The 23,003-nt window shown below is 40.5% G+C and carries 16 protein-coding genes; 6 read left to right on the top strand and 10 right to left on the bottom strand.

Going from position 1 to position 23,003, the window contains the following annotated elements:
- The first annotated feature begins 47 nt into the window (after positions 1–47).
- Complete coding sequence (locus tag AAG747_RS11670) at positions 48–2,624, top strand: leucine-rich repeat domain-containing protein (protein ID WP_346821352.1); 2,577 nt, start codon at positions 48–50, stop codon at positions 2,622–2,624.
- A 108-nt stretch (positions 2,625–2,732) separates the two neighbouring features.
- Positions 2,733–3,185 (top strand): hypothetical protein, encoded by a 453-nt coding sequence (locus AAG747_RS11665; RefSeq protein ID WP_346821351.1) that lies wholly within the window; start codon positions 2,733–2,735, stop codon positions 3,183–3,185.
- An 89-nt stretch (positions 3,186–3,274) separates the two neighbouring features.
- Here the strand turns inward: AAG747_RS11665 and AAG747_RS11660 are convergent, their stop codons facing one another.
- From AAG747_RS11660 to AAG747_RS11630, 7 genes are all read right to left on the bottom strand, one after another.
- On the bottom strand, positions 3,275–3,727 hold the full coding sequence (locus AAG747_RS11660; RefSeq protein ID WP_346821350.1) for an Hsp20/alpha crystallin family protein: 453 nt from the start codon (positions 3,725–3,727) through the stop codon (positions 3,275–3,277).
- Positions 3,728–3,950: 223 nt separating this feature from the next.
- A complete protein-coding gene (rlmD, locus tag AAG747_RS11655; protein WP_346821349.1) occupies positions 3,951–5,360 on the bottom strand; it encodes a 23S rRNA (uracil(1939)-C(5))-methyltransferase RlmD in 1,410 nt (469 codons plus the stop codon).
- Between the two features lie 124 nt (positions 5,361–5,484).
- Positions 5,485–6,000, bottom strand: coding sequence for a 2-amino-4-hydroxy-6-hydroxymethyldihydropteridine diphosphokinase (gene folK, locus AAG747_RS11650; RefSeq protein WP_346821348.1), 516 nt, complete (start codon positions 5,998–6,000; stop codon positions 5,485–5,487).
- A 344-nt stretch (positions 6,001–6,344) separates the two neighbouring features.
- Positions 6,345–7,118: a hypothetical protein gene (locus AAG747_RS11645; protein WP_346821347.1), complete on the bottom strand. Its 774-nt coding sequence runs from the start codon at positions 7,116–7,118 to the stop codon at positions 6,345–6,347.
- 332 nt (positions 7,119–7,450) lie between these two features.
- On the bottom strand, positions 7,451–9,403 hold the full coding sequence (locus AAG747_RS11640) for a DUF3858 domain-containing protein (RefSeq protein WP_346821346.1): 1,953 nt from the start codon (positions 9,401–9,403) through the stop codon (positions 7,451–7,453).
- Positions 9,404–9,417: 14 nt separating this feature from the next.
- Positions 9,418–11,424 carry a DUF3858 domain-containing protein gene (locus AAG747_RS11635; RefSeq protein ID WP_346821345.1) on the bottom strand — a complete coding sequence of 669 codons (2,007 nt, stop codon included), beginning with the start codon at positions 11,422–11,424 and terminating at the stop codon, positions 9,418–9,420.
- Between the two features lie 511 nt (positions 11,425–11,935).
- The gene (locus AAG747_RS11630; protein WP_346821344.1) at positions 11,936–12,298 is read right to left on the bottom strand and encodes a hypothetical protein; all 363 of its coding nucleotides are present in this window, start codon (positions 12,296–12,298) and stop codon (positions 11,936–11,938) included.
- Between the two features lie 539 nt (positions 12,299–12,837).
- On the opposite strand from AAG747_RS11630, the gene AAG747_RS11625 reads away from it, so the two are divergent.
- Entirely contained in the window at positions 12,838–13,677 is an 840-nt protein-coding gene (locus AAG747_RS11625) for a hypothetical protein (protein ID WP_346821343.1), read from the top strand.
- Between the two features lie 78 nt (positions 13,678–13,755).
- On the opposite strand, the gene AAG747_RS11620 is transcribed toward AAG747_RS11625, so the two are convergent.
- Positions 13,756–14,784: a FecR family protein gene (locus AAG747_RS11620; RefSeq protein WP_346821342.1), complete on the bottom strand. Its 1,029-nt coding sequence runs from the start codon at positions 14,782–14,784 to the stop codon at positions 13,756–13,758.
- 193 nt (positions 14,785–14,977) lie between these two features.
- Positions 14,978–15,556: an RNA polymerase sigma-70 factor gene (locus tag AAG747_RS11615; protein ID WP_346821341.1), complete on the bottom strand. Its 579-nt coding sequence runs from the start codon at positions 15,554–15,556 to the stop codon at positions 14,978–14,980.
- A 306-nt stretch (positions 15,557–15,862) separates the two neighbouring features.
- Here AAG747_RS11615 and AAG747_RS11610 point away from each other — a divergent pair, with 306 nt between their 5' ends.
- Genes AAG747_RS11610 through AAG747_RS11600 form a run of 3 tightly spaced genes read left to right on the top strand, consistent with a single transcriptional unit; the run spans position 15,863 to position 21,441 of the window.
- Complete coding sequence (locus AAG747_RS11610) at positions 15,863–17,086, top strand: metallophosphoesterase family protein (protein WP_346821340.1); 1,224 nt, start codon at positions 15,863–15,865, stop codon at positions 17,084–17,086.
- A gap of 49 nt (positions 17,087–17,135) precedes the next feature.
- A complete protein-coding gene (locus AAG747_RS11605; protein ID WP_346821339.1) occupies positions 17,136–20,192 on the top strand; it encodes an AAA family ATPase in 3,057 nt (1,018 codons plus the stop codon).
- 40 nt (positions 20,193–20,232) lie between these two features.
- The gene (locus AAG747_RS11600; RefSeq protein WP_346821338.1) at positions 20,233–21,441 is read left to right on the top strand and encodes an exo-beta-N-acetylmuramidase NamZ family protein; all 1,209 of its coding nucleotides are present in this window, start codon (positions 20,233–20,235) and stop codon (positions 21,439–21,441) included.
- A gap of 58 nt (positions 21,442–21,499) precedes the next feature.
- Here the strand turns inward: AAG747_RS11600 and AAG747_RS11595 are convergent, their stop codons facing one another.
- The gene (locus AAG747_RS11595; protein WP_346821337.1) at positions 21,500–22,810 is read right to left on the bottom strand and encodes a cryptochrome/photolyase family protein; all 1,311 of its coding nucleotides are present in this window, start codon (positions 22,808–22,810) and stop codon (positions 21,500–21,502) included.
- Positions 22,811–23,003 lie beyond the last annotated feature (193 nt).

Below are 23,003 nucleotides of genomic sequence, written 5' to 3'. Positions count from 1 at the left end.
TAAAATTTGAAAGTATCTTTTTTGAGCATTATAGACATAAATATAATATGACCATTACAGATATCCGTGCGGCCTTAGCTTCCGAAGAACTACAAGAAGCTAAATATTTAAAGGTCGAAGATTCAAAATGTTCCTTAGAAGAATTGAACGATTTTTTAGCCAAATGCAATCCTGAAGTTTGGCTTTTGAGTCTTCAATGTGAGCAATTGGAAAAAATACCGGAGAACGTTAGGATTTTTCCGGAATTAAGAGAATTAGAACTTTATTTACCCAGGTTGAATGAGTTTCCGGCTTTTTTGGAAGGAAGTCCTCTCAGCCATTTAATATTAGAGTGTACAAAATTGCCCGAAGCTCCGGAGGCCTGGAAGCAAAAGGAAGCCTCTGAGATTTTTCCATCTCTCACATATTTGACATTAAAGGTAGAGGAGACGGAGGTATTCCCCGCTTATTTTTGCTTGCCAGGTTTAAAAACCTTAAGTCTAACCGGACCCATAGAGAACGTATCGGAAGATATAGGAACGTTGCCCGAATTAGAATATGTAAAACTCAATTTACCCAGGTTGAATGAGTTCCCGGCTTTTTTGGAAGGAAATCCTCTCAGCCATTTAACGTTAGAATGTACAAAATTGCCCGAAGCCCCGGAAGCCTGGAAGGAAAAAGAAGCCTCCAAGCTTTTTCCTCATCTCACGCATTTGGAGTTAAAGGTAGAGAAGACGGAAGTATTTCCCGCTTGTTTTTGTGTACCAAGCTTGAGGCATTTGGAATTAACCGGAGCAAAATGGAGGCAATTTCCCCGGGAAGTTTCCCGATTATCCAATGTTGAAGTCTTTATTTTGGTTGCGCCTGGTTTTGACATGCGGGAATTTAAGAAGCTTCCGAACTTATACAGATTATGCTTGCAAGGGATTTCTACGTTTCCCCAGGAGCTGGAGGAATGTCATTCTTTGAGGATCTTATATATTACGGATGCTGAAATACAGGAGCTGCCGCCTTATGTAATGGAGTTGAAACATCTCGACTCTTTGCTCATTGAAAATTCCAAACTATCCAAAGTGCCGGAAGATTGGAGTACGATGCAGAGCTTAGTCGATTTGATGTTGAGAAACACTCAAATAGAAGAGTTTGGTTTTCTGTTTACGATACCGAAGTTAGAACGGCTTTTGATTTCAGGGAATCCTTTTCCCGATCCTCTCTTTCTGATGGAGGGGAAAAAAATGTTGCCTATCGAAGATGGGCTTCCATTTGAATTTCCGTCTTTATCCCAAAAAGACGCTTTTCGTTTGATGGCGGCATTGGGAAAAAGCGGGCTTTCGCGGAGTGATAAGGAGTGGTTTTTTTATCAACTTCAACCTCTGAAGAAATTTGCCATCTCTGAAGAATGGCCGCTATACCGTTTATTACAAGCCTTGAATATCCCTTTCAAACCCATACAGGATCATGTCGTACAACGGATCTTGTCCCTTGCGCAACAACAAGAATCCGTGACAAAACTCTGTGCAGGGAGCAAAGTTTTTATGTCGGGTAAATTCCAACAGTCTAAAAAAGAGATCAAAGAAAATATGGAAGCCTTGCACCTGACATTGTGTAATCAATGGGAAGAAGGCATTAGTCACCTTGTGATTGGTAAAAAGCCTCCGGTGATCTTGCCGGAAGAAACCTATGCCAAGGTCAATGTTTTGCTGGAGAATCAATTGTACCAAGTCTTTGAAGAAGCCGATCCGAAATTTTTGGTGCAGGAAGCCCGGCAAGGAGAACAACAAATGGGAGAAGGGGTAGTGCAAATGTTACAGAGCAATGACCCGGCAACACAACAAGTGGCTTTGGAAATGTTGAAGAGCGGAGGGATACCGGAAACGGTGTTTGTCGAATTGCTGTTGGTGCAGAAATGCTCGGAGGATGCTGACATAAGAAAAGAAGCCAAAAAACTCTTGGAGGCCTATGGCCCCGGTGAATGGTTAGGGATTGTACGTGACCGGCAACTTTTCACTACTATGGAAAGCAGTAAGGAACGGGAAATCAGCAAAAAATTAGAAAAGCTGGAAAAAATATCGGGGCAGGAACTAGCCGCCATGTTGAGCTTGGCACTTTATCAGCGCTATGGAAAAGGATTGAATTATACATTGGCAAACTTGCCTCAAAAAAGCGAATGGCATATAAAAGCATTGGAAGTGCTTACCTCCGGTGATTTTTTGAATTTTCATAAAGGAGTAGGGTACTTTGATTGGAGAAAAACAGACCCGGAAGAAGTGATGTTGTCTTATGTAAAGACGAAAATCAAGTTTCCCTCAGAACATCCTCAAAAAGAAAGAATCAGCAAAATGGACTTGCATAATTGTAAGCTGGAGCGTTTGTCAAAAGATGTAGCCAAGTTTGACAATCTGAAAGAATTGGATGCTTCTGCCAACTATTTCAAGTCCTTGCCTAAGGCAATAGAAAAATTGCAAAACCTGGAACGCTTGGATTTGTCTTTCAACCGTTTTCCGGAGTTTCCAATGGAAGTCATGAGCCTGAAAAATTTAAAATTCCTCAATTTGCGCTATAATGGAAAGAATCAAAATCTTCCTCCTTTACAAATACCGGAAGAGGTACAACAAGCCTTGCCGGAATGTGAGATTTTGGTGTAGAAAATAGGAGGGAAGGTTTTGTCACTGTTTGGGAATATTAACTGAAAATCTGTGCTTTATATAGCTGAACCGTTTATTTTCATCTTGTGTAAATTGACCGGAATAGCCATGTTCAGATTTTCTCTTGTTATTGTTTTACTAAGTAGTTTTCTCCTGTTTTCTTCCCAACACAAGAAATCTGTTTCAGGGGGGTATTATGCTGCGAGCATTCCTGTATGCGGTATTGAGGAGGCAGAGGAAGGGCTGACGAGTACCGGAGGGCCTTCCATTACCATTCTTTCCCCAAAGGATGGAAGTATGGTAATATCGCCCTTTAAAGTAGCCTTTCAAGTGAAAAACTGGGCCGTAGGAGAAGATACCACCCATATTCATTGGATATTGGAAGAATTAAATGCAGAGGGGGCTGTGGCAAATTTGCAGATTGGCATTCACCGGAATTTAAAACCCATTGTATTTGAGGAAGTGAATCCGAAAACAAGGTATACGGTAAAGTTGCTGTTGATGCAGACGAATCACAAAAGTATCGGGAAGTTTGCCAAGGTGAGTGTACAAGTGAAATAATTAAATAAAACCTTTCCAAGTATTTATTCCTTGAAGAGGTTTTGGACTGACACATATAAAGAGCGGGATAATTCCCGCTCTTTTTTCCTTTATCCTATTTTAATTTGTTGCACAGGCTTTGTTTTGGCCTCGTTTGTTTTCGGAATATGGAGGTACAAGATACCCTCTTTGTAGTTAGCCGTAATTTTTTCAATTTCGACCATTCTTTCGGGCAGAGTGAATGAGCGTCTGAAAGAGCTGTAGCTAAACTCCTGACGAGTATATTTTCCCTCTTTTTCTTCCGTCTTTTGTTCTTTTTCTGCCGAAATGACTAACATGTCATTGTCTAGTTCGATTTTGAAATCTTTTTTGTCCATTCCCGGAGCAGCTACTTCCAATTCAAAACTCTTGTCTGTTTCTTTGACATTAACAGAAGGAAGTGTGCCTCGTTCCGGTACGGGTGCGTTTGCGAACCTGTTTGTCCAATCCCGGTTAAAAAAGTCTTCAAAGATGGTGGGAAAATCAGGGAAAAAGCCACCGTTTGTTTTCATTAAAGTTCCCATGGTAAATTACTGTTAAGGTTAATTAGTGATTCGTAAATTTAGTTTTCTGATTTTATATATATCAATCTGTATACCAATGGGTTAATTGTGAAAAAATGTCGTTTTTTATGACAGTTTTTCAAAGGAAACCTTTTGTGTTCTGACAAACTTTCACTTTTTACCGTATAAAAAAAGGTGCGCTGAGCAGTGCACCTTTTTTTATACAAGTATGTAATAATTTACCCTATTTTTTTTCTAATAAAATTACATTTTCTACATGAGCCGTATGGGGAAACATGTCTACCGGTTGTACTGCTTTCACTTGGTAATGCTCTTTGAGAAGCGCGATGTCACGGGCTTGAGTGGCAGGGTTACAACTCACATAGACAATTCGGGGCGCTTGTGTTTTGATAATGGTTTCCACCACATTGGGGTGCATGCCGGCGCGTGGTGGATCTGTAATGATCACATCGGGCTGGCCATGGGTAGTTATGAACTCTTCCGTAAGGATGTCTTTCATATCTCCGGCAAAAAACTCGGTATTCTCAATCTGGTTAAGTTGGGCGTTTTTCTTTGCATCTTCGATTGCAGTAGGCACATACTCAACCCCTATGACTTTTTTCGCGGAACGGGCTACGAACTGAGCAATCGTTCCGGTGCCGGTGTACAAGTCATACACAGTTTCATTTCCTGTTAGCCCGGCAAAGTCCCGGGCTACTTTATAAAGTTCATACGCCTGTTCGGAGTTGGTCTGATAGAATGATTTGGGCCCAACCCGGAATTGCAAGCCTTCCATTTCTTCCGTAATATAGGGTTTGCCACTGTGCAGCTGTACCTCCAGATCGTGGAATGTATCGTTTTTCTTAGTATTGATCACGTACATGAGAGAACTGATCTGAGGAATTTGTTCTTTCAGATAATCCAGAAGTTTGTTAATCTCCTCTTTTTGTTCTTCACCGAACTGTACAATCACCATCAGATCCCCGGTGGTAGCCGTCCGGACAATGATGTTTCTGAGAAAGCCTTCGAATTTTTTGACATTGTAGAAAGACCAATCATGTTGAATGGCAAAATCCCGGATCAGGTTTCGGATTTGGTTGGTAGGATCGGCTTGTAAATGACAGGTATGGATATTTAAGACTTTATCGTATTGACCCGGAATGTGAAAACCTACTCCTCTGCGTTCAATACTTTCGTTTTCTGCCTTTTCAATTTCTTCTGTAGTCAACCAACGCCAATTGGTGCAAGTAAACTCCAGCTTGTTTCTGTAATGAGTTGTTTTTGCAGAAGGGAGGATGGGTTTACATTCCGGAAATTCTACCTTGGCCAGGCGGGTTAATGCATCCACTACTTGTTTTTGTTTGTAGGCAAGCTGCTTACTGTACTCAAGGGGTTGCCATTTACACCCTCCGCATAAGCCGAAATGCTCACAAAAAGGCTCTTTGCGTTCCGGGGAATATTGATGAAACCGGACCGGCAGACCTTCCATATAGTTCTTCTTCTTTTTGGTGATTCTGACATCCACAATATCGCCCGGAATGGCCCGGTCTATAAAAATGACCATATTGTCTTGTTTGGCCACACTTTTTCCTTCGTCCGCGATATCGATAATTTCCAAATTTTCAATAATCCGATTTCTATTTTTTCTTGCCATCGAATACAGTTCAAGTTGATCAATAGGTAATTAAATTGTAAAGCAAAGATAAGTGATTAAAGCCAAGAGCCTTCTGTTTGTGGCAGCTTGGTAGCCAAATCAATGATTTATTTCAGTTGAATTTCTAAAATTCGTCTACAGTAAGGAGGCCGTGGTGTTTGTCGAAGCGCTTGACCGGAAGTTTATCAGGGCATATGTCCAATAATTGTTTGACAGACATCTTAAAGTCCGGGTGCATCCAGTCTGCGGCTATTTCACTCAGGGGGTATAAGGCAAACTTGCGGTTATGTAGTTCGGAATGTGGAACGGTGAGTGTGGGAGTATCTATCTGTAAATCCCCATAAAAAAGAATATCGATATCGATGGTGCGACTATGCCAACGCTCCTGGCGTTTGCGGCCCAGTTTAGCCTCTACCTTATGAATCTTTTGAAGGAGTTCTTCGGGAGGCAATGCAGTAAGGATGACTAAGGCTTGGTTGAGAAAAGAAGGTTGATCCTCCACTCCCCAAGCAGCCGTTTCATACAACGCGGAGGTTTGCAGTACTTTTCCCAATTGCCGATCGACTTCCAACCTTGCCTGTGTTAAGTTGGCTTGCCTGTCGCCAATATTGCCGCCTAATAATAATACTACCTTATGCATAGCCTTTCAATCAAGGCGCAAAGTTATCAATCCCAGACTACAAGGCAAAATGTAAGACTGGGTTTCATGTGTTCCGGAACAGGATCATTTGGTGGAAAGTAAAATCCCCTCAAGGTTTTTAACTTTGAGGGGATAAGGAACCGACCAGAGTAGAGCTATCGGTTGAGGATTGAACTTAAGTTATGAAGTGAATTAACCTTTTTCTTTTAGCTAAAAAATGTTTCAAAAAGGCCTCCTCTGTGTTACTTTTTTCAACAATGGTTTTGGCTATTCTCTTCAAAAAGTGCCATGATGAGCCGGTTTTGATTCCATGTTCGGTCAAAAACTATACGTGTAAACCACTTCTATAATAAAAGTGCTAAGGGGAGCAATAACAAGTATTTCCCCAATTGCCTTACGGGATTTTTCTTTTTGTCGGCTTTAAAGGGAGCATATTGTTTATGAAATTTCACCCATACTCTATGCGTATATTGATGATCAGCCTGTTCTGCTACGATGGTATATTTACCTAATCCGATTTTTTCCATGTCAAAGCGTATTTGTGCTTCTTTTTCCTGGGGAAGTAGTTGGGTCATTACCAGTTTATCTTTCTCATTGTAAATTTTGACCACTGTAGGAACTAAGTCAGGGTTGATATAGAAAAATTTAATATGAAATGTGTTAATCACAGCATAAGCACTACTTTCAAAAGCGTTTTTGCTACCGGAATCAGCCTCTAAAGCAGGTTGGGAAAAATGCTCTAAATCAATTTCAAAAGTGCCTTTAAACTGCTCTTTGACAATTCTTAATTGAACAAACCGGGGGCTTTCTTTTTGAAGGTTAAACGTAATTCTCCCTTCGTGTTTGGCATTATGTACACTTTTGGCAAGTACCTTTCCATTAAGGCTCAGGACTTCAAAGGTTAACTTTTTGCCATCTTCCTTGCTGTAAAATACTTTGATGATTTTGCTGTCTTTGACAGGGTAAAAGCTGAATTTCAGCCCCACTTTAGCAGCCTCTTGTTGAAGCCTTTTCAATTTGTGTTTACTGCCATCGACAGCCATTCCGTAATTACAACATACAAAGAAAAAAAATACGAAAGCCCAACGTATGAGCAAGGAAGGTTGGATGAGTTTCATTGCGGTGTTTTTTGTAAACATTAATTTGACGGTAGTAATCTTAAAGGATACTTTGAGATAGTACAGTGGAAGTTGGCAGAAGGGAAAGGCCCTTTGCGTGAAATAAGGAGTTAAATAGATGTATCAGAGGAGGGGTTTACTCCCAAAAGGATTATTAACTTGTTTTTGCCAAGTTTAATGCCTTTGTGTGTAAGTATCTGTGATACAGTGTTGTGTAGTTAAATTTAAAACAACCGGAGTGTACGGAATTGTTCAGCGGTGTACCAAGTTGAACGAAATAAATTAAAAAAAGGGCCCCGTAGAGACCCTTGAGTATGCAGGAGGTACTTTGTTTAGGTTTTATTTACGAGTACTATTTTTTGTTTATCTGCCTTATACATGGCTTTATAAAAATTGACTAACGCATCGTATTCTTCTTTGGGAAACCGGCCTTTGTTGATTTCTACTTTTCGTATATAAATCAACTTGCCATCCTTTTGAAGAACGGAAGATTCATAGCTTCCGAAAGGCGATTGGAAAGAGGTGGTTTCCGGCCGGTGTTCTATATGATAGTTTTCGGGTAGCTGATAGGTGATGGTGTCTGCTTCAATGTAGGCATTGCGTTTTACAATTTCGTTTTTGCGTTCTTCCGTTCGCTGTGGGACAAATGAGTTTTTGCTCATGAGGTTAGGAGCGAAAAACAATCTTTTGCCACTTTGAGAGGCATATTTATTGACTTGGATTGTCAGGCGTTCTGTTACAAACGGAATTTCTTCTTTTTGTCTTTGTAATTCAAAGTCCTGAATAGCGAAATTGGATACTTCCATAGTTTCATATAGCCACTTTTTTTGTTCTTTGGCAGATTGGTTGACATAGTGTGCCCGGCTGCCGTCTTGTATAGCCCCATAGTAACGAGAAGTAACGTTGGCATTGGCATTGCCCTGTGCATCCAGGTTTACATGGCCTACCCGGACTTGCCGGTTTTCCTTTTTTCCATATTGAGGAGTACTAACGATCTTTCCTCCTTCCGGGGTGATAAGCAAAACCTCACGATCTCCTGTAAAAGTACCCATATATCCTGCAGCCTGTGTTTGACTGGTACACTCCAACCATACGGTATCTCCTTGGTTGGGTACACATAAGATGGCATGGTTAAACCGGTTATCGGGAAAGTCTCTGTAAAGAGGATACCCACCGCTTTTTCCTGCATATACCAAAGTATAATGTGAATCGATGCCAATGGCCTTTAGCAGGGCATAGGCATAGTTGGAAAGTGCTTTACAATCGCCATATCCTTTCTCATCTACAAAAGAAGCTTCAAAAGGTTGGTATCCTCCGATGCCTAATTGTATACTGACATATCGGGTTTTGTTTTGGAGGTATTCGTACACTTTCGCAATTTTTTCACGGGAAGAGTTTACACCTTGTGTCAGTTCTTTTATTTCCTGTAGGGTGGCATCCGGCAACCGATCCCGGTTGCGGTTTAATTGAGCAATCCATTTTCCAAAGCCTTCCCAGGAATCCATATTGCCCGAGTATCCACCCATTTCAAATTGACTGGGCGCAAAAATGACACTTGGTGTTTGTTCATCCCATCTGGGGCTAAAGGGCTCCTCTTTGATGGCGGATAATTGTTTTACTTCCCAAGTATAAGTAGTGCTTCCTTCTGTTTTATTGATTTTTCCCGGTTTGGGCAAATTCAATTCTTTGGACCGGATTTTTAGGTTGTTAGGAATATGTACTTTTAACAAAGCATATTCCACGGCCATTTTTTCTGCCGATTGAGGCATCCAAGTGGGTAAGTGAAACAAAGTGTTATATTTATTTTCTTCTTCGTATGCTACCGTAAAGGGATAAGTGTGATGAGTGAGCTTGGCTACTTTCACCCGGGCGTCAGTGTGCAGACTAATACCATCGGCAGCGCTAAAGTCTTGGATTTCGGACTTTTTTAACTTGTTTGCTTCTCTACCACTCGCATCGTACACGCTGCCTTTGATATATGAAATATTGATGTCATTGTCATAAAAACTAATATGCTCGGCAAACTCTTCTCCTGCCCGGTTTAAGATGGTATATACCTGTTTTTCTTTGGTAAGGTATTCTTTTTCAGAAATAAATTCAATTTCAAGTACGCTTTCCCTGGCTACAACATCCGCTCCCTGAAGAAGGTCTTTGGGGATTGTGTTGACCGGATAGTTTTGTGCAAAACCTTGTAAGCTAAGCAAACCGGCAAAAGCCAGTACCCATATGAATATGTTGGGGCCTAGCTTATTTTGAATTGAGTGATACATCCAATATTTTTTCATGAGGAATATTCAGCTTAAGTGCGTTCTTTCAATACAATTTGCTCCTTTTGTTTGTTGACAATTTGATTGATAAACTCTTTTAAAATAGGATATTCTTCCGGTAAAAACATTGTTTGTGAAATACTCACAACGCATCTGAGTTGAATCAGGTTAGCGCTTTTCCCCACTAAATATTGAAAGTAGCCTCCTTTATTGGGCAGGTTAATTTTAATGTTTTGGGGTAACTCTTCTACTTCATACTTTTCGGGCAATTCTAAGGTGAGGTTAAACTGGTAGCTTTGTGGGCACCCGAAGTCTACCGGAAATTTCCGCTCTTCTTGTTTTAAAGGGTTCTCGGTAAAAGGACTTTCCAAAATAGGGTTCAAATATACCCGGCCGCCTACGGTTACATCTTCCAAGGTAATATTCAACTGGGTATCCAGCGGTTTATTTAAATCATCCACATTTTTGAATGTATAGGAATCTACAGAATAGCCGGCTGTTTCGGATTGAATATTTTCTTTGTAATATTCCTCTTCTGAAGTCCCATTGCGTAAAGCCAAACGTGCCGGACGGGCTGAGTAATCTTTTATTTGCATTTGCATCACGCCACTGAGTTCTTCCATATCGTTCATCTTCAAATGAACCGAAGTAAGAGAAGAGTGGCTTCCTCCGTTGTAAAGACTTACCCAATCGGAAAATTTTTCTGAGATGATTCTCCCTTGCTGATTGAGACAACGGTAGGGAAGCATACCGTAAGGAAGTGTCTTTTCTGTGGCATCCAAGAGAAATGTTTTCTCTCCTAGTTTGACATAAGCAATGACATAGTTAAACTTATCAATCAAAGGGTAAAAAGGGTTTACTTTTCCATGGTCGCGCGTACTTAAAATAAGGGCTTGTGCATTTATATCTACGGCATGCAGAAGTGAAACCAACATAAGGTTGAGGTCTGCGGAATTTCCCACCTTTTCATCAAAGGTTTTTTTACTCCCTTTATCCGCTATCAGGCTTTTTTCACCATTCCACTTGATGTTTTCACGGACAAATGCATACGCGGCAAGGGCTTTCTCTTCAGGCGTTTTGTATTGGCTTTTGATTCCTTCTGCAACTTCCTTTAAATAACCTTTTTTTCGAATTTGCCCCCCGAAATCTTCGTGTTGAAGTAACACTTCGCATATTTTTTCCCATGTGTTAAGTACATTTTTCAATGGAGAGTTGGGGTATCTGACCGTAGCCAACTGAAATTCTACTTGAGTAAAGTAGTCCCATTCGGTAGTAATAAATTTCTCGTCTTTTAAAGCCGGGGCATCTTTGATGACAAATTTTTCAGTATTAATAGTGTAATTGAGATTCTCCGCATAGCCTCGTCCCATAAATGTGATCGTGCCCGTTCGTTGGTTTTCCTCATGTTTGTGAAAGCTTTCAAAGCCTTGAGAGAATTTTTTATAGTGAAAATACTCAGGGATTTCAGTCGTATACTCACTCCACATAACAGGAATTTCACCTTGGAAATACCAATCGCGAAGAGAAGAGCCATCAGAAACTATTTTATAAGTGTATTCTACCACCGCTCCGTCATTGATATTGGGCATGGTAAATTTTGTGCGGTACCGCCCTTTTTTATCTACTTCTTCTTCAAAGATGGCATCTTTTTCCAGTTTGTACTTTGCTATTTTCCCATTTTCTAAAAGGTAGGTGTATCCTTTAAGGCCATACACTCTTTCATTCGCTCCCCGGGAAGTTTTGGGGTTGTAATAGGAAAATGCATGTTCGGCATAGTCATATCCATTCTGGTTAAAGATCTTAATCCTACGATGTCTTTCATACACCAATTTAAAACCCTCATTGCGGTTATATTCATAATAAGAGCGGCCCACATCAAACAGTACTACGGCATTGGCACTACTATCTTTTTCATAGTAGTCCATTTCCAAGGATTGTTTGTCGATTTTTCCGAATTTTTCGCTTTGGGCAAAAGAATTTTGAGAAATAGTAAATAAGAAGAATGCTACTAGGGAAATTGAGTGAAATAATCTTTTCATAAAGTAAATTTTGTAGTGTGTATTCAAATGGTCCGATTGAAGAATTCAATATGCGTATCCTTTTACAGAAAAATAAAGTGTTATAATCTTTCTGTCCGGAATGTATTTTAGCACGTTTAAATTTCATTCTTTAGGTCAAAAACTTCCATTTCAGGAACCTCAGCGCAGCATTTTGAAAACGCTAAACTGAGAGTTTTTACCACCAAAGGGGCGGCCTCCCGCAACGAATTTTAAACATGCACTTCACGGTGACTGTTGAATGTTTTATTGGAAAACGATTAAAAACGAAAACTTCAATATTAATAAATATACTTTTAAAAAGGTATTTAGTTTTGGTGTTATGTTACTGATGGTACCAGCTTTTATAGTTTTTTACTGATTATTTTTTTGAAAATGAGGAGTATACTATACTAAAACCCGGCTTTAGAACATATGTTTAATAATTGTAAATAAAAGCCCTTGCTCGAAAGCAAGGGCTTGTGCAATGAATGCTTAACAGAAAAACTTCGGTTTATTTGGCTTCATACATTTCAGAAACCACCAATACGATCTGATCTTTATGTTCATTTCTTAAGACCTTACATTTTAGTATTACATCTTGTCCATGAGGAGTGGAAATAGCATTTTTTACACCGGCCACTACTTGGACTTTCGGTGCTTCTTGTGCACTTTTTATGCTTTTTTGGCTTTTTACTTTCTTTTTAGAAGCTCCAAACACTTTGAACATGAGGATTAAGCCTGCTACGGTCAGAATGACTTCCACAGGAGTCATCAAGCGGGAAGCCTGTGCCTCTTTTTTATTTTCCTCATTTGCCAAAGCTTGAACATGAAGCAAGAGAAGTATGAGTGTTAATTGAATTTTAAGATTTTTCATGGTTTTACTCTTTAGGGGTTAAAAACAAAAAAACCGGGCTAAAAAACCCGGTTTTTGTAAGCATTGTATGCTCAAGAATTCGATGCTTATCAGCAATAATTCCTTTTCCACCGGGTAGTGATACGATATAAGTCGATGCCGAATTTCATGAGCAGTGATATTTTTTATTTTTAAAGTTTAAAATCTATTTTTTCTAATGGGTATATATTTTTTGGCAATAAAAAAGCCCGGACGGTTGGGTCAGGGCGAATTAGTAGCAAACAGTTGTGAATTGCTTAATCCGTCCATACCTTTCTTACTTCAGTAGAAGCGCTTAAATCAATATTTTGATATCTTTCTAGTTTCATCGAGTCCTTTTTATTTATTTGCAATGATACAAAAAAAAGTAATCACCTAAAAGTACAATTTGTAATTTAGAATCTGTCTGTATAAGTTATTGGGTATTATACTAATGTGGGGATACAGTCGACTGATAAATTTAATCTTAAAGAAAACAAAAATAGTACTCAAAAGTAATCTATTTCTTAATTCAACAACTTATGAAACAACTACAAAATGCAGTAAAATGGGGAGTGATGACTTTATTGTGCTCTGGGGTACTTGCATGTACCTCTCATCGTGAAAAAGAAGGAGAGGACAATGCAAATGCCGGAAAAGTCCAAGACGCAATGATTGGAAACCCTCCAGCCGAAGGTTTTCATTTGGAAAGCTCTGATCAAAAAGCCATAGAGGTTGCCGATGATGTGATGAAGGCAATGGGAGGGAGGCAGAATTGGGATAATACCCGTTTTATTTCCTGGAACTTCTTTGGAGTACGCTCTTTGGTGTGGGACAAATGGGAGGGGCGTGTCCGTATCGATATTCCCGAACAGGAAACTAGTATCGCAATGAATATCCATACCATGAAAGGAAAAGCTTGGGTGAACGAAAAGGAGGTTTCCGACCCCGAAGCCTTGTCCAACCTTTTGCAAAGAGGAAAAGAAATTTGGATCAATGACTCTTATTGGCTGGTGATGCCTTTTAAGTTAAAAGACTCGGGAGTAACTTTAAAATACCAAGGGGAAGAAGCTGACCAACAAGGCAAGCGTTGTGATGTATTGCAATTAACCTTTGAAAGTGTAGGTGTCACACCGGAAAATAAATACCAGGTATTTGTAGAGAAAGATTCCGAGTTGGTTTCCCAATGGGCCTTTTTTGCAAAGGCAACGGACGAAGAACCTGCTTTTGTAACTCCTTGGGTAGGATATGAAAAGAAGGGGAACATCCTTCTTTCGGGAGACCGGGGGGATAGAAAGCTGTCGGAGATTGAAGTGCATGAGAGTTTACCGGATAAAGTGTTTACCAGTATGGCAGCTCCAACGTTTACCGAAGATTTATAAGTTAGCGGGGTTTCCAGCGCATGAAAAAAGCCCCGACAAGTTCAACTTGCCGGGGCTTTTTTCATGCGTTAAGAATTACTACATGATGAGTTTATATTGATGATTCTCCACATTCAACTGAGCTCCTAAGATCTCTGAGATTTGTTTTAAACTAACCTCCAATGTTTTTCCGGTGAAGTCTCCGGTAATAGCATTGTTTTGTGAAAAATCTCCCTGAGTATCAATTTTAACTTGATGCAAACTTTCAAGAGCTTTGATTACACTTGCCAGAGGTGTGTCGTTAAACTTCAACAAGCCTTTTTGCCAAATTAACTCTCTTACATTTCCTTGATCAACTTTCAAAGAAGCAGATGACTTATCTACGGTAATCATTTGATCAGGAACTACCTCGGTCAGTTGGTCATTGTATTTAAAGGCTACTTTACCCGTGAGCAGAGCGAGCTCTACCCGGTTGGCATGGGGTTGGGCTTTCAAATTAAAGGAGGTCCCCAGTACCTTGGTTTCTGTTTCGTTCGCTTCAATGACGAAGGGTTGCTCCGGGTTATGAGCGATATCAAAAAAGGCTTCTCCTTGTAAGCTCACCCTTCTTTCATTGCCTTGAAAGGCCTGTGGGTATTGCAATTTACTTTTTGCTTGGAGCCAAACGATAGAGTTGTCGGGAAGAATTACTTTTTTGAGTTGATCACCGTGTGATTCACTCATTACATACGAAGAGGGGCTAGTGGGGGATTCCCCTCCTAAAAAATAGGCCAAACTGGATACGGCTATGGCCAGTACTATGACGGCTGCCGCTTTTTGAAAAAAGGTAAGGTTGAATACCGTAGAAAATTCAACTTGTTGCCGTTTGGACGGTACCTGTTCTTTCTGTTCTAATTGGTCGATTTTTTCGTTCATTTTTGCCAAACAGTTCGTAAATGCCTGTTCGTCAACGAGTTTTTTCCGACCCTTGGAAAGCTTCTGGGAGTTGGACCAAATGAGCTTACAATCGTCCATGGTTTCTTTGAAGCTGGCACTTTCTCCTTTTCGGGACTCTACTTCCTTATACAAGTCCTCATCTTTTTCAGAAGAAAGAAACTGCGCGATCAAATCCCAATCTTTATTATTCATAGGGCGTATATTTTTTTACTCACCTCCGATTACTGTTCAGTAAGTTTTGATCAGTAAAAGATGAAATAGTATATTTTTCAGTAATAATACTCTGATAGCTATCTATCAATTGGGTCTACTCCAGACCAAGTTACATTTATAATGTGACAAATAAAAGTAGGGGTTAGACAAAGATGAGGTAACTTTTTTTGTGTTAGGAGATTAATTGTTGGTCCACATACCCTTTAAGTTTCTGTCGAAGTTCCTTCAAAGCCAGTCCGATTTGGTAGTGAACCGTTCTTACGGGTAAGTCCAATGTATCGGCAATTTCTTTGTAGGTGAGGTTGTTAAACCGGCTTAATTTAAAAATCTCCCGGCAATTGTCAGGAAGGTTCTCAATGGCATCCGTGAGCTTTTTTTCTAACTCGCTAAAATGAAACTGTTCTTCGGTATCATTGTGGTGTAAGGTGAGCTTGTGTTGAAGGCTTTTTTGGTAATCCAATTCAAAATTTCTTCTCCGGATAAAGTTCAGCGCGTGGTTTCTGGCTGCGCGGTAAAGATATGCTTTTAAAGAGGAGGTGATTTCTATTTGTTCCCGTTTTACCCAGAAGTTAACCAAGACATCCTGAATCAACTCCTCCGCACTCTCCCGCTCTTTGACCATGCTCAAGATGTAATACAGTAAAGGTTCGTAATATTGTTTGGTCATAAACTCCCAGGCAGAGCGGTTTCCCTTGCAGATAGCGTCTACAAGTGCCTGTTCATCTGTAGGTATATATTCTGTTTTTGCCAAGTGATTTAGAAATTTGATCTGTATAAGTGTAATTCAAGGAATACCATTTTCTAGTGCTAAATTTAGTGAGTTTTTATGGAAATAATGGTAAATCCTGATTCGGGATATTTATTTTTAATCTTTAAATACGAAATTTGAGTCAATTGGATGTCAAAATCTTTAAGAAAAATCCATTTCATTTTTTTAATCAAACAGCCTCTACTCATTACTGGAATCAATTATTATCCAACATGGGAGGGTTGTCATAGATTACTTTGTAAGTAAAACACTCTCTGTACAGGTTTAGGTTTTAATTTCAATTATTTCATGAAAATATTGCATACGGCTGATTGGCACTTAGGGAAAAAGCTTAATGAATTTTCCCGGTTGGATGAACAAAAAGAGGTCTTACATGAAATTTGCAACTTGGCCGACCAGCATCAAGTGGATGTAGTGCTGATTGCAGGAGATTTATTCGATACGTTCAACCCCCCGGCCGATGCCGTAGAATTATTTTACCAAACTCTCCACCGTTTGTCAAACCGGGGGCAAAGGGCAGTAGTGGCTATTGCCGGAAACCACGATTCGGCAGATCGTATCGAAGCGCCTGATCCCTTGGCAAGGGCCTGTGGCATTGTATTTTCTGGGTATCCCGCTACCGAAGTGCCCGCTTTTTCTTTGGAGTCGGGCTTGAAAAGTGTTCACTCTGCCCCCGGGTTTATCGAATTAAGTTTGCCTCAATATGAGTATCCTCTTCGTCTGCTTTTAACCCCATATGCCAATGAGGCCAGACTGCGGCAATTTTTGGGAGTGAATGACCCTGAAGCGGCTTTTCGGCAGGTATTGGAAGAAAGCTGGCAAAGTACTGCTCAAAAGTATTGTGACGAGCAGGGGGTAAATATTTTGCTTAGTCACTTATTTATGGTCAACGGAACCGAGGAGCAACCGGTGGAAGAGCCGGAAGACGAAAAACATATTTTGCATGTGGGTGGGGCCCAGGCGGTATATACGGAAAATATTCCATCGCAAATTCAATATACAGCCTTGGGACATTTACATCGCTTTCATTTTGCAAATAAAAAGAATGCCAGCCCTGTAGTATATAGCGGAAGTTTGTTAGAGTATAGTTTTAGCGAAGCCCATCAACAAAAATTTGTCATGTTATTGGATGCCGTACCAGGCGAAGAGGTACAAGTAACACCGCTTAAAATTACCTCCGGGAAGAAGTTGTATAGAAAGCGCTTTGAATCGCCCGGTGAGGCTCTGGAATGGCTGGAGCAAAACCAAGACTGCTTTGTAGAACTTACTTTGGTAAGTGATGACTATCTGAGTGCTCAATTAAAAAAGGAGTTGTTTAATGTACATTCAGGCATTGTTACCTTAATTCCCGAAGTAAAAAGAGACCGGTTGGAAAGGGAAGGGGTAGAGCATATTGACCCCAGCCGTGATGTGGAGTTACTTTTCAAACAGTATTTTCAACACAAAAAAGGACAAGAAGTGAATGAAGAGCTTCTGGAATTGTTCCGGCAAGTGACACACCGGGAGTCTTGATTGCTCATGTCTCCAATTAAATTTCCAATCTATTAAATTCAAGAAAATAATGATACCCATTCGCTTGACTTTAGAAGGGCTCTATTCTTATCAAAAGCAGCAAACCATAGATTTTTCCACCCTGATATCCAATCAGCTTTTTGGGATTTTCGGACAGGTGGGGAGCGGGAAATCCACCATTCTGGAAGCGATGATGTTTGCCATCTATGGAGAAACAGACCGCTTGAGTGCCCGGGGAGATAACCGGAACTATAACATGATGAACCTGAAGTCAGATCGCCTGTTGATCGATTTGGAGTGCTATGCAGGGGAACAATGCCTGGAAGAATTCCGCTTTGTGTACGAGGCCAAACGGAATTCGAAAAACTTTCAGGATGTGAAATCACCTGCTCGTAGGGTGATGAAAAAAATACAAGGAAATTGGGTGGCTATGGAGGATTGGGAGGTAGAATCTATTATGGGGATGAGTGCCAAGCATTTCCGGCAAACGGTGATTATTCCTCAAGGAAAATTTCGGGAATTTATTGACTTAGGACCCACTGACCGTACCCGGATGTTACAGGAGTTGTTCCAACTAGATAAATTTGACCTGTTTGACAAAACCAAACAACTGATTGCCAAAAATAGCGAGGCATTGACCATAACCCGTACGAAACTGGAAGGTTTGGAAGAGTTTTCGAAAGAAGTATTGGACGAAAAGGAAATTCAAAAGTCGGAAAGGGAAAAGAAAAAAGAAGCAATGACCTTGGAGTGGCAACACTTGCAAGAGCAACTCGGGGCATTCAAAGAGTTGGAGCAGCTGTTTCGAGAAAGAGAATATACGCTAGCGGAACAACAAAAATTAGTCAAGCAAAAAACAAATGTCCTTGCCAAAGAACAAGTATTGGAATTAGTTGACTTGGCGGAACGAACCTATAAGGAAAGGCTTCGCCAATTGAAGGAATTAGCGGAAGAAACCACCCGGAAACATAAACATATTGGCAACTTACTATCTCAAAAGGAAGAGACGGAAAAGGCATTGTTGCCTGCTTTGAAGGCATTGGAGGAGGCCCGCTTAAATGTGCAACAGAAAGAAGAACAGCAAGCGAAGTTGGAAGACTTGACCAAAGTGATTGGGATCATGCATGCTTTGAAAGAGATGGAAGTCTTAGAGAAACAATTGGGTGTATTGGTGGAGCAAGGGGAAAAGCGGGAACAAGAAAAAAATAAGGCTGTGGAGCGGCAGGATATTTTGCTGTTGGAACGTAAAAAGCTTGTCGGTGAAAAGCAGGATACAACTACTTTAAAAGATGTGGAAGGCTGGCATTTGCGCATGTATGATTTGAAAGAACAACTCAAAAAAATAGAAGGACTGTCGGTTCAATATCAAAATACCGTTGCTCAACTTCAGCAAAAGAAAGGTGAAATTATAAAAAAATTAGGGCTATCCGGTATCACTGAACAAGTAAACATTGAACAATTGTTTGAGAGGATCAAAAGTGAAAAAGAGCTTTTGCATGAAGCAAAAATTGCCCAACAACTAGAAGAGCGGTACAAGGAAGTCAGACAACAGTTGAAAGCGGGTGAGCCTTGTCCGGTATGTGGTGCCACTGAGCACCCCGGCCTAGAGGGGAAAGTGCATGCTGAACATGACAAAGCGAAACCGGAAGATCAGAAACTTGCCAAGTTGGAAAAAGCTGAAAGGTATTTGCAGGAGTTGCAAAACAAACTGCTGACAGAAGGTACTTTTTTAGAGAAAAATAAACGGGAAGTAAAAGAGGTCCGGGAAATAATACGCTTGCATAAGAACGCTTTTGTATGGGATGATTTTCAAGAATGGAAATTGGAAAAAGTGCAAGAAGCCTTACAGCTCAACCGGAAAAATGAAATACAATTACAACAGTTGGATAAACAATCGGAAGAGCTCCGGCAAAAGGAACGGGAATTAAGTAAGGCAATCGACCAACATAAATTAATCGTCAACGAGCAGCAGACGAAATTGACAGTGTTGAGAAGCAATTGTGAAAAAGACAGGAACTCACTGAAGGTGTTGGCCTATGATAAAATGATCAAATTTACTTTAGGTCAACTGGAAACCAGCCAGGAAAAAGGAAGAGAAAAGTTGAAAAACATCGATAAAATTCTGGAAGAAAGGCAGAGGGTAGTGGACCGTTTGGAAAAGCAATTGGCAGAAACCAAGGGGCAATTAAAGACGGAACAAGTCCATCAACAAGAGTTGAAAGGTAAGATGGTGGCACTGGAAGGAAACCTCTTAAAAGAGGTGGAAGAAAGCCCTTTTGAAAGTTTGGAGCATATCAGAGAGATCTTAAATAAAAACCTGAATGTTCAGGAGCTGAAAAAGCAGCTAGAAGCTTATAAGGAAGCCTGGCGGAATTTAGAATTAAAATTGGCTGAGCTTGAGGGAAAAATAGCCGGAAAGGTATTTGATAAAGAAGCCTATCAAAATCTTTTGCAACAGATTGAAATCTTTGAAAAGGAGCGCTTGCAAAATGAACAACAATTGGCTGTGTTGCAAAAAGAAATCGAAGAGCTGATCCGTAAACTGGAAGAGAAAAAAGAGTTGCAAAAGCAAACCGGTGAACTGGACAAAAGAAGAGAGAATTTGAAAACCCTTCAAGACCTGTTTAAAAGCAAAGGTTTTGTAGAGTATGTTTCTTCTATTTATTTGAAAGAATTGGTATATGCTGCCAACCAACGCTTTATGAAGCTTACGCACAGCCAGATGAGTTTGGAGCTGAACGATCGCTATGAATTTATCGTCAGGGATTATTTGAACAATGGCCGGACGCGTTTGCTGAAAACATTGTCCGGAGGGCAAACTTTTCAGGCGGCTTTATGCTTGGCATTGGCACTGGCAGAAAATGTAAAAGCCTTGAATCGATCCGAGCAAAGTTTCTTCTTTTTAGATGAGGGTTTTGGTACTTTGGACAAACAATCCCTTTCCATTGTATTTGATACTCTGAGAGCTCTTCAGCAAGAGAATCGCATCGTAGGGATTATCTCGCATGTAGAAGAACTTCAACAGGAAATAGACGTGGCCCTTAAGATTGAAAATCACAGTGAAGAAGGAAGTATCGTGAAATACAGTTGGCAAATGCCAGTATGAGCGAAATCAACCTGGAAATATAACTATTAAACATATGTACATGAATATTTTAACCCTTTTGTGTTTACTGTTTACCCTCGCATGTAAACCCTCGGAAAAGCCAGAAAATGAACAAAAAAAACAAGTAGAAACCCAACAAAATCCCACTGCCAAAACACTCCGTTTAGGAGCCGAGCGGATGGGTAGTTATTTGCCTCAGTTAAAAGGCAAACGGGTAGGGGCGGTTGTGAATCAGACTTCTATGGTGGGACAGACACATTTGATAGATACCTTGTTGCATCAGGGTATAGAAGTGAAGCAAATTTTTGCCCCGGAGCATGGCTTTAGAGGGGCGGCTGATGCCGGAGAAGTGGTGAAAGACGGGAAAGATGTGAAAACGGGCTTGCCGATTCTTTCTTTATATGGGAAAAATAAAAAGCCTTCCGCGGAACAGCTGGAAAACTTAGATGTCATTTTATTTGATATACAAGATGTGGGTGTCCGTTTTTATACCTACATCAGTACAATGCACTATATCATGGAAGCTTGTGCGGAAAATGGCAAAAAAGTAATTGTATTGGACCGGCCTAATCCGAATGGTTGGTATGTGGATGGGCCCGTGTTGGATTTGAAATTCCGCTCTTTTGTAGGCATGCATCCTATTCCGGTAGTACATGGCCTTACGGTGGGCGAGTTGGCTGACATGATCAATGGAGAAGCTTGGTTAAAAGGAGGAAAACAATGTGATTTGGAAGTGGTGCCCATGGAAAATTACACGCACACTACCCGGTATTCGCTTCCCGTAAAGCCATCACCGAATTTGCCGAATGACCGGGCCATTGAATTATACCCTTCCATCTGTTTCTTTGAAGGAACAGTAGTGAGTGAGGGGAGAGGAACCGAAGCGCCTTTTCAAATGATCGGGGCACCTTGGTATCCTGATTGTTCTTATACTTTTACTCCGGTGAGCCGGGAGGGGGCAAAACACCCTAAATTCAAAAATGAAAAATGTTGTGGAAAAGATTTGCGGGAGAAAGAGGAAAGAGAAAACAATTTGTTTTTCTCAGAGTTAATTGATTTTTATCAAAACTCACCGGATAAAAAAAATTTCTTCAGAAGCTCTTTTTTCAACAAGCTGGCGGGTAATGACCGGTTGATTCAGCAAATCAAAGAGGAGAAGTCCGAAGCCGAAATCCGTCAAAGCTGGGAGCCGGAGCTGGGAGCCTACAAAGCAATGCGAAAGCAATACCTGCTCTATGAAGATTTTTAAGCAAAATAGCTTTTTAGACCATCGCCCTCAATGTTCAAAATTTGAGGGCGATGGCTTTTTATACACCCTTACTGATTTTTTGAAATGCCTTGATGGCTCGCTCTCTGGCAAACGTATGATCCACTATGGGTGGTGGGTAATTACCTGTGTGCAACTCCGGTACCCACTTTTTTATATACTTAAGGTCTTTGTCGAACTTTTCGGTTTGAGTAGAAGGGTTAAAAACCCGGAAATACGGTTGAGCATCCGTACCGGTGCCTGCGGCCCACTGCCAACCTCCATTGTTGGCCGCCAAGTCATAGTCCAATAATTTTTGGGCAAAGTATTGCTCACCCCAACGCCAATCAATCAATAAGTGTTTGGTTAGAAAACTGGCCGTAATCATTCGAAGCCGGTTATGCATAAAACCGGTAGCATTTAATTCCCGCATACCCGCATCCACAATGGGATAACCGGTTTGCCCATCACACCATGCTTTAAATTCCTCCGGATTGTTTCTCCATTCTAGCCGGTTATATTTTGTGTTGAAATTTTCAGTCACAACGCTAGGGAAATGATGTAAAATCATCATATAAAAATCTCTCCAAATCAATTCATTTAACCATTTCGGACTGTATTGAAGTCCGGCTTGTACCGCTTTCCGTATGCTGATTGTGCCAAAGCGGAAATGAACACTGAGGCGGCTCGTCCCTTCAACTGCGGGAAAATCTCTATGTTGAGAGTACTTGTCGAGTATATCCACCTTGATGCCCTTTTTGGGAAAATCACATTTCATCGTTTGGAAACCTATTTCTTCCAAGGAAAGAATAGTTGAAGAAGGTAAGGCAAACATATTTTGCATATAATCTACACTGGGATAAGGCTGATAGTAAAACCCATCCTTGATCATTAGCTTTTCCATCCACTTTTTACTGTAAGGAGTAAATAGGGTATAAGGCTTACCGTCTGCCTTTACCACCTCATCCATTTCAAATATACATTGGTCTTTATAGCTTTTAAAAGAAATGCCTTCGGAGGCTAAATATTCGGCAATGACTTGATCACGCTCTTTGGCATAGGGCTCATAGTCCCGGTTGGCATAGACTTCCGTAATGTTGTATTTCTCTAGAAGAGAAGTCCACACTTTGTAAGGGGTGCCATAGCTCACAAGTAAAGTGCTTCCGTACCGGGCCAGCTCTTTGTTCAGAAGGTTGAGTTGATGATGAATGAACTGCACCCTTCTGTCTTTTTTGTCGGAAAGGTTTTCCAAGAGATTCCTGTCAAAGATAAAAATAGGGAGGACGGGGTACCCACTTTTTAAAGCGTGGTACAAAGCGGCATTGTCTTGTAACCGTAAATCTCTTCTAAACCAATGAATTGCTATTTGCATATATTAAATAATCGGATTTTGTGGCTGATTTATCAATTTGTATTTGTATGTAAGTATCTTGCTTACAGTAGTGTATGTGTTTTTTGCATTGGTATCGCCTACATGAAAGTCAACTTGTGCGAATCCCAAAAAGCATTCAACATAAAAGAATGTTAAACTTATGGGTAACTAAATGTTTGTTATTGTGTTTAGA

The organism is Rapidithrix thailandica, from assembly GCF_039710355.1.
GTDB lineage: Bacteria > Bacteroidota > Bacteroidia > Cytophagales > Flammeovirgaceae > Rapidithrix > Rapidithrix thailandica.
Note: the sequence above shows the minus strand (reverse complement) of the source record. Positions and strands in the feature narration are given on the sequence as shown.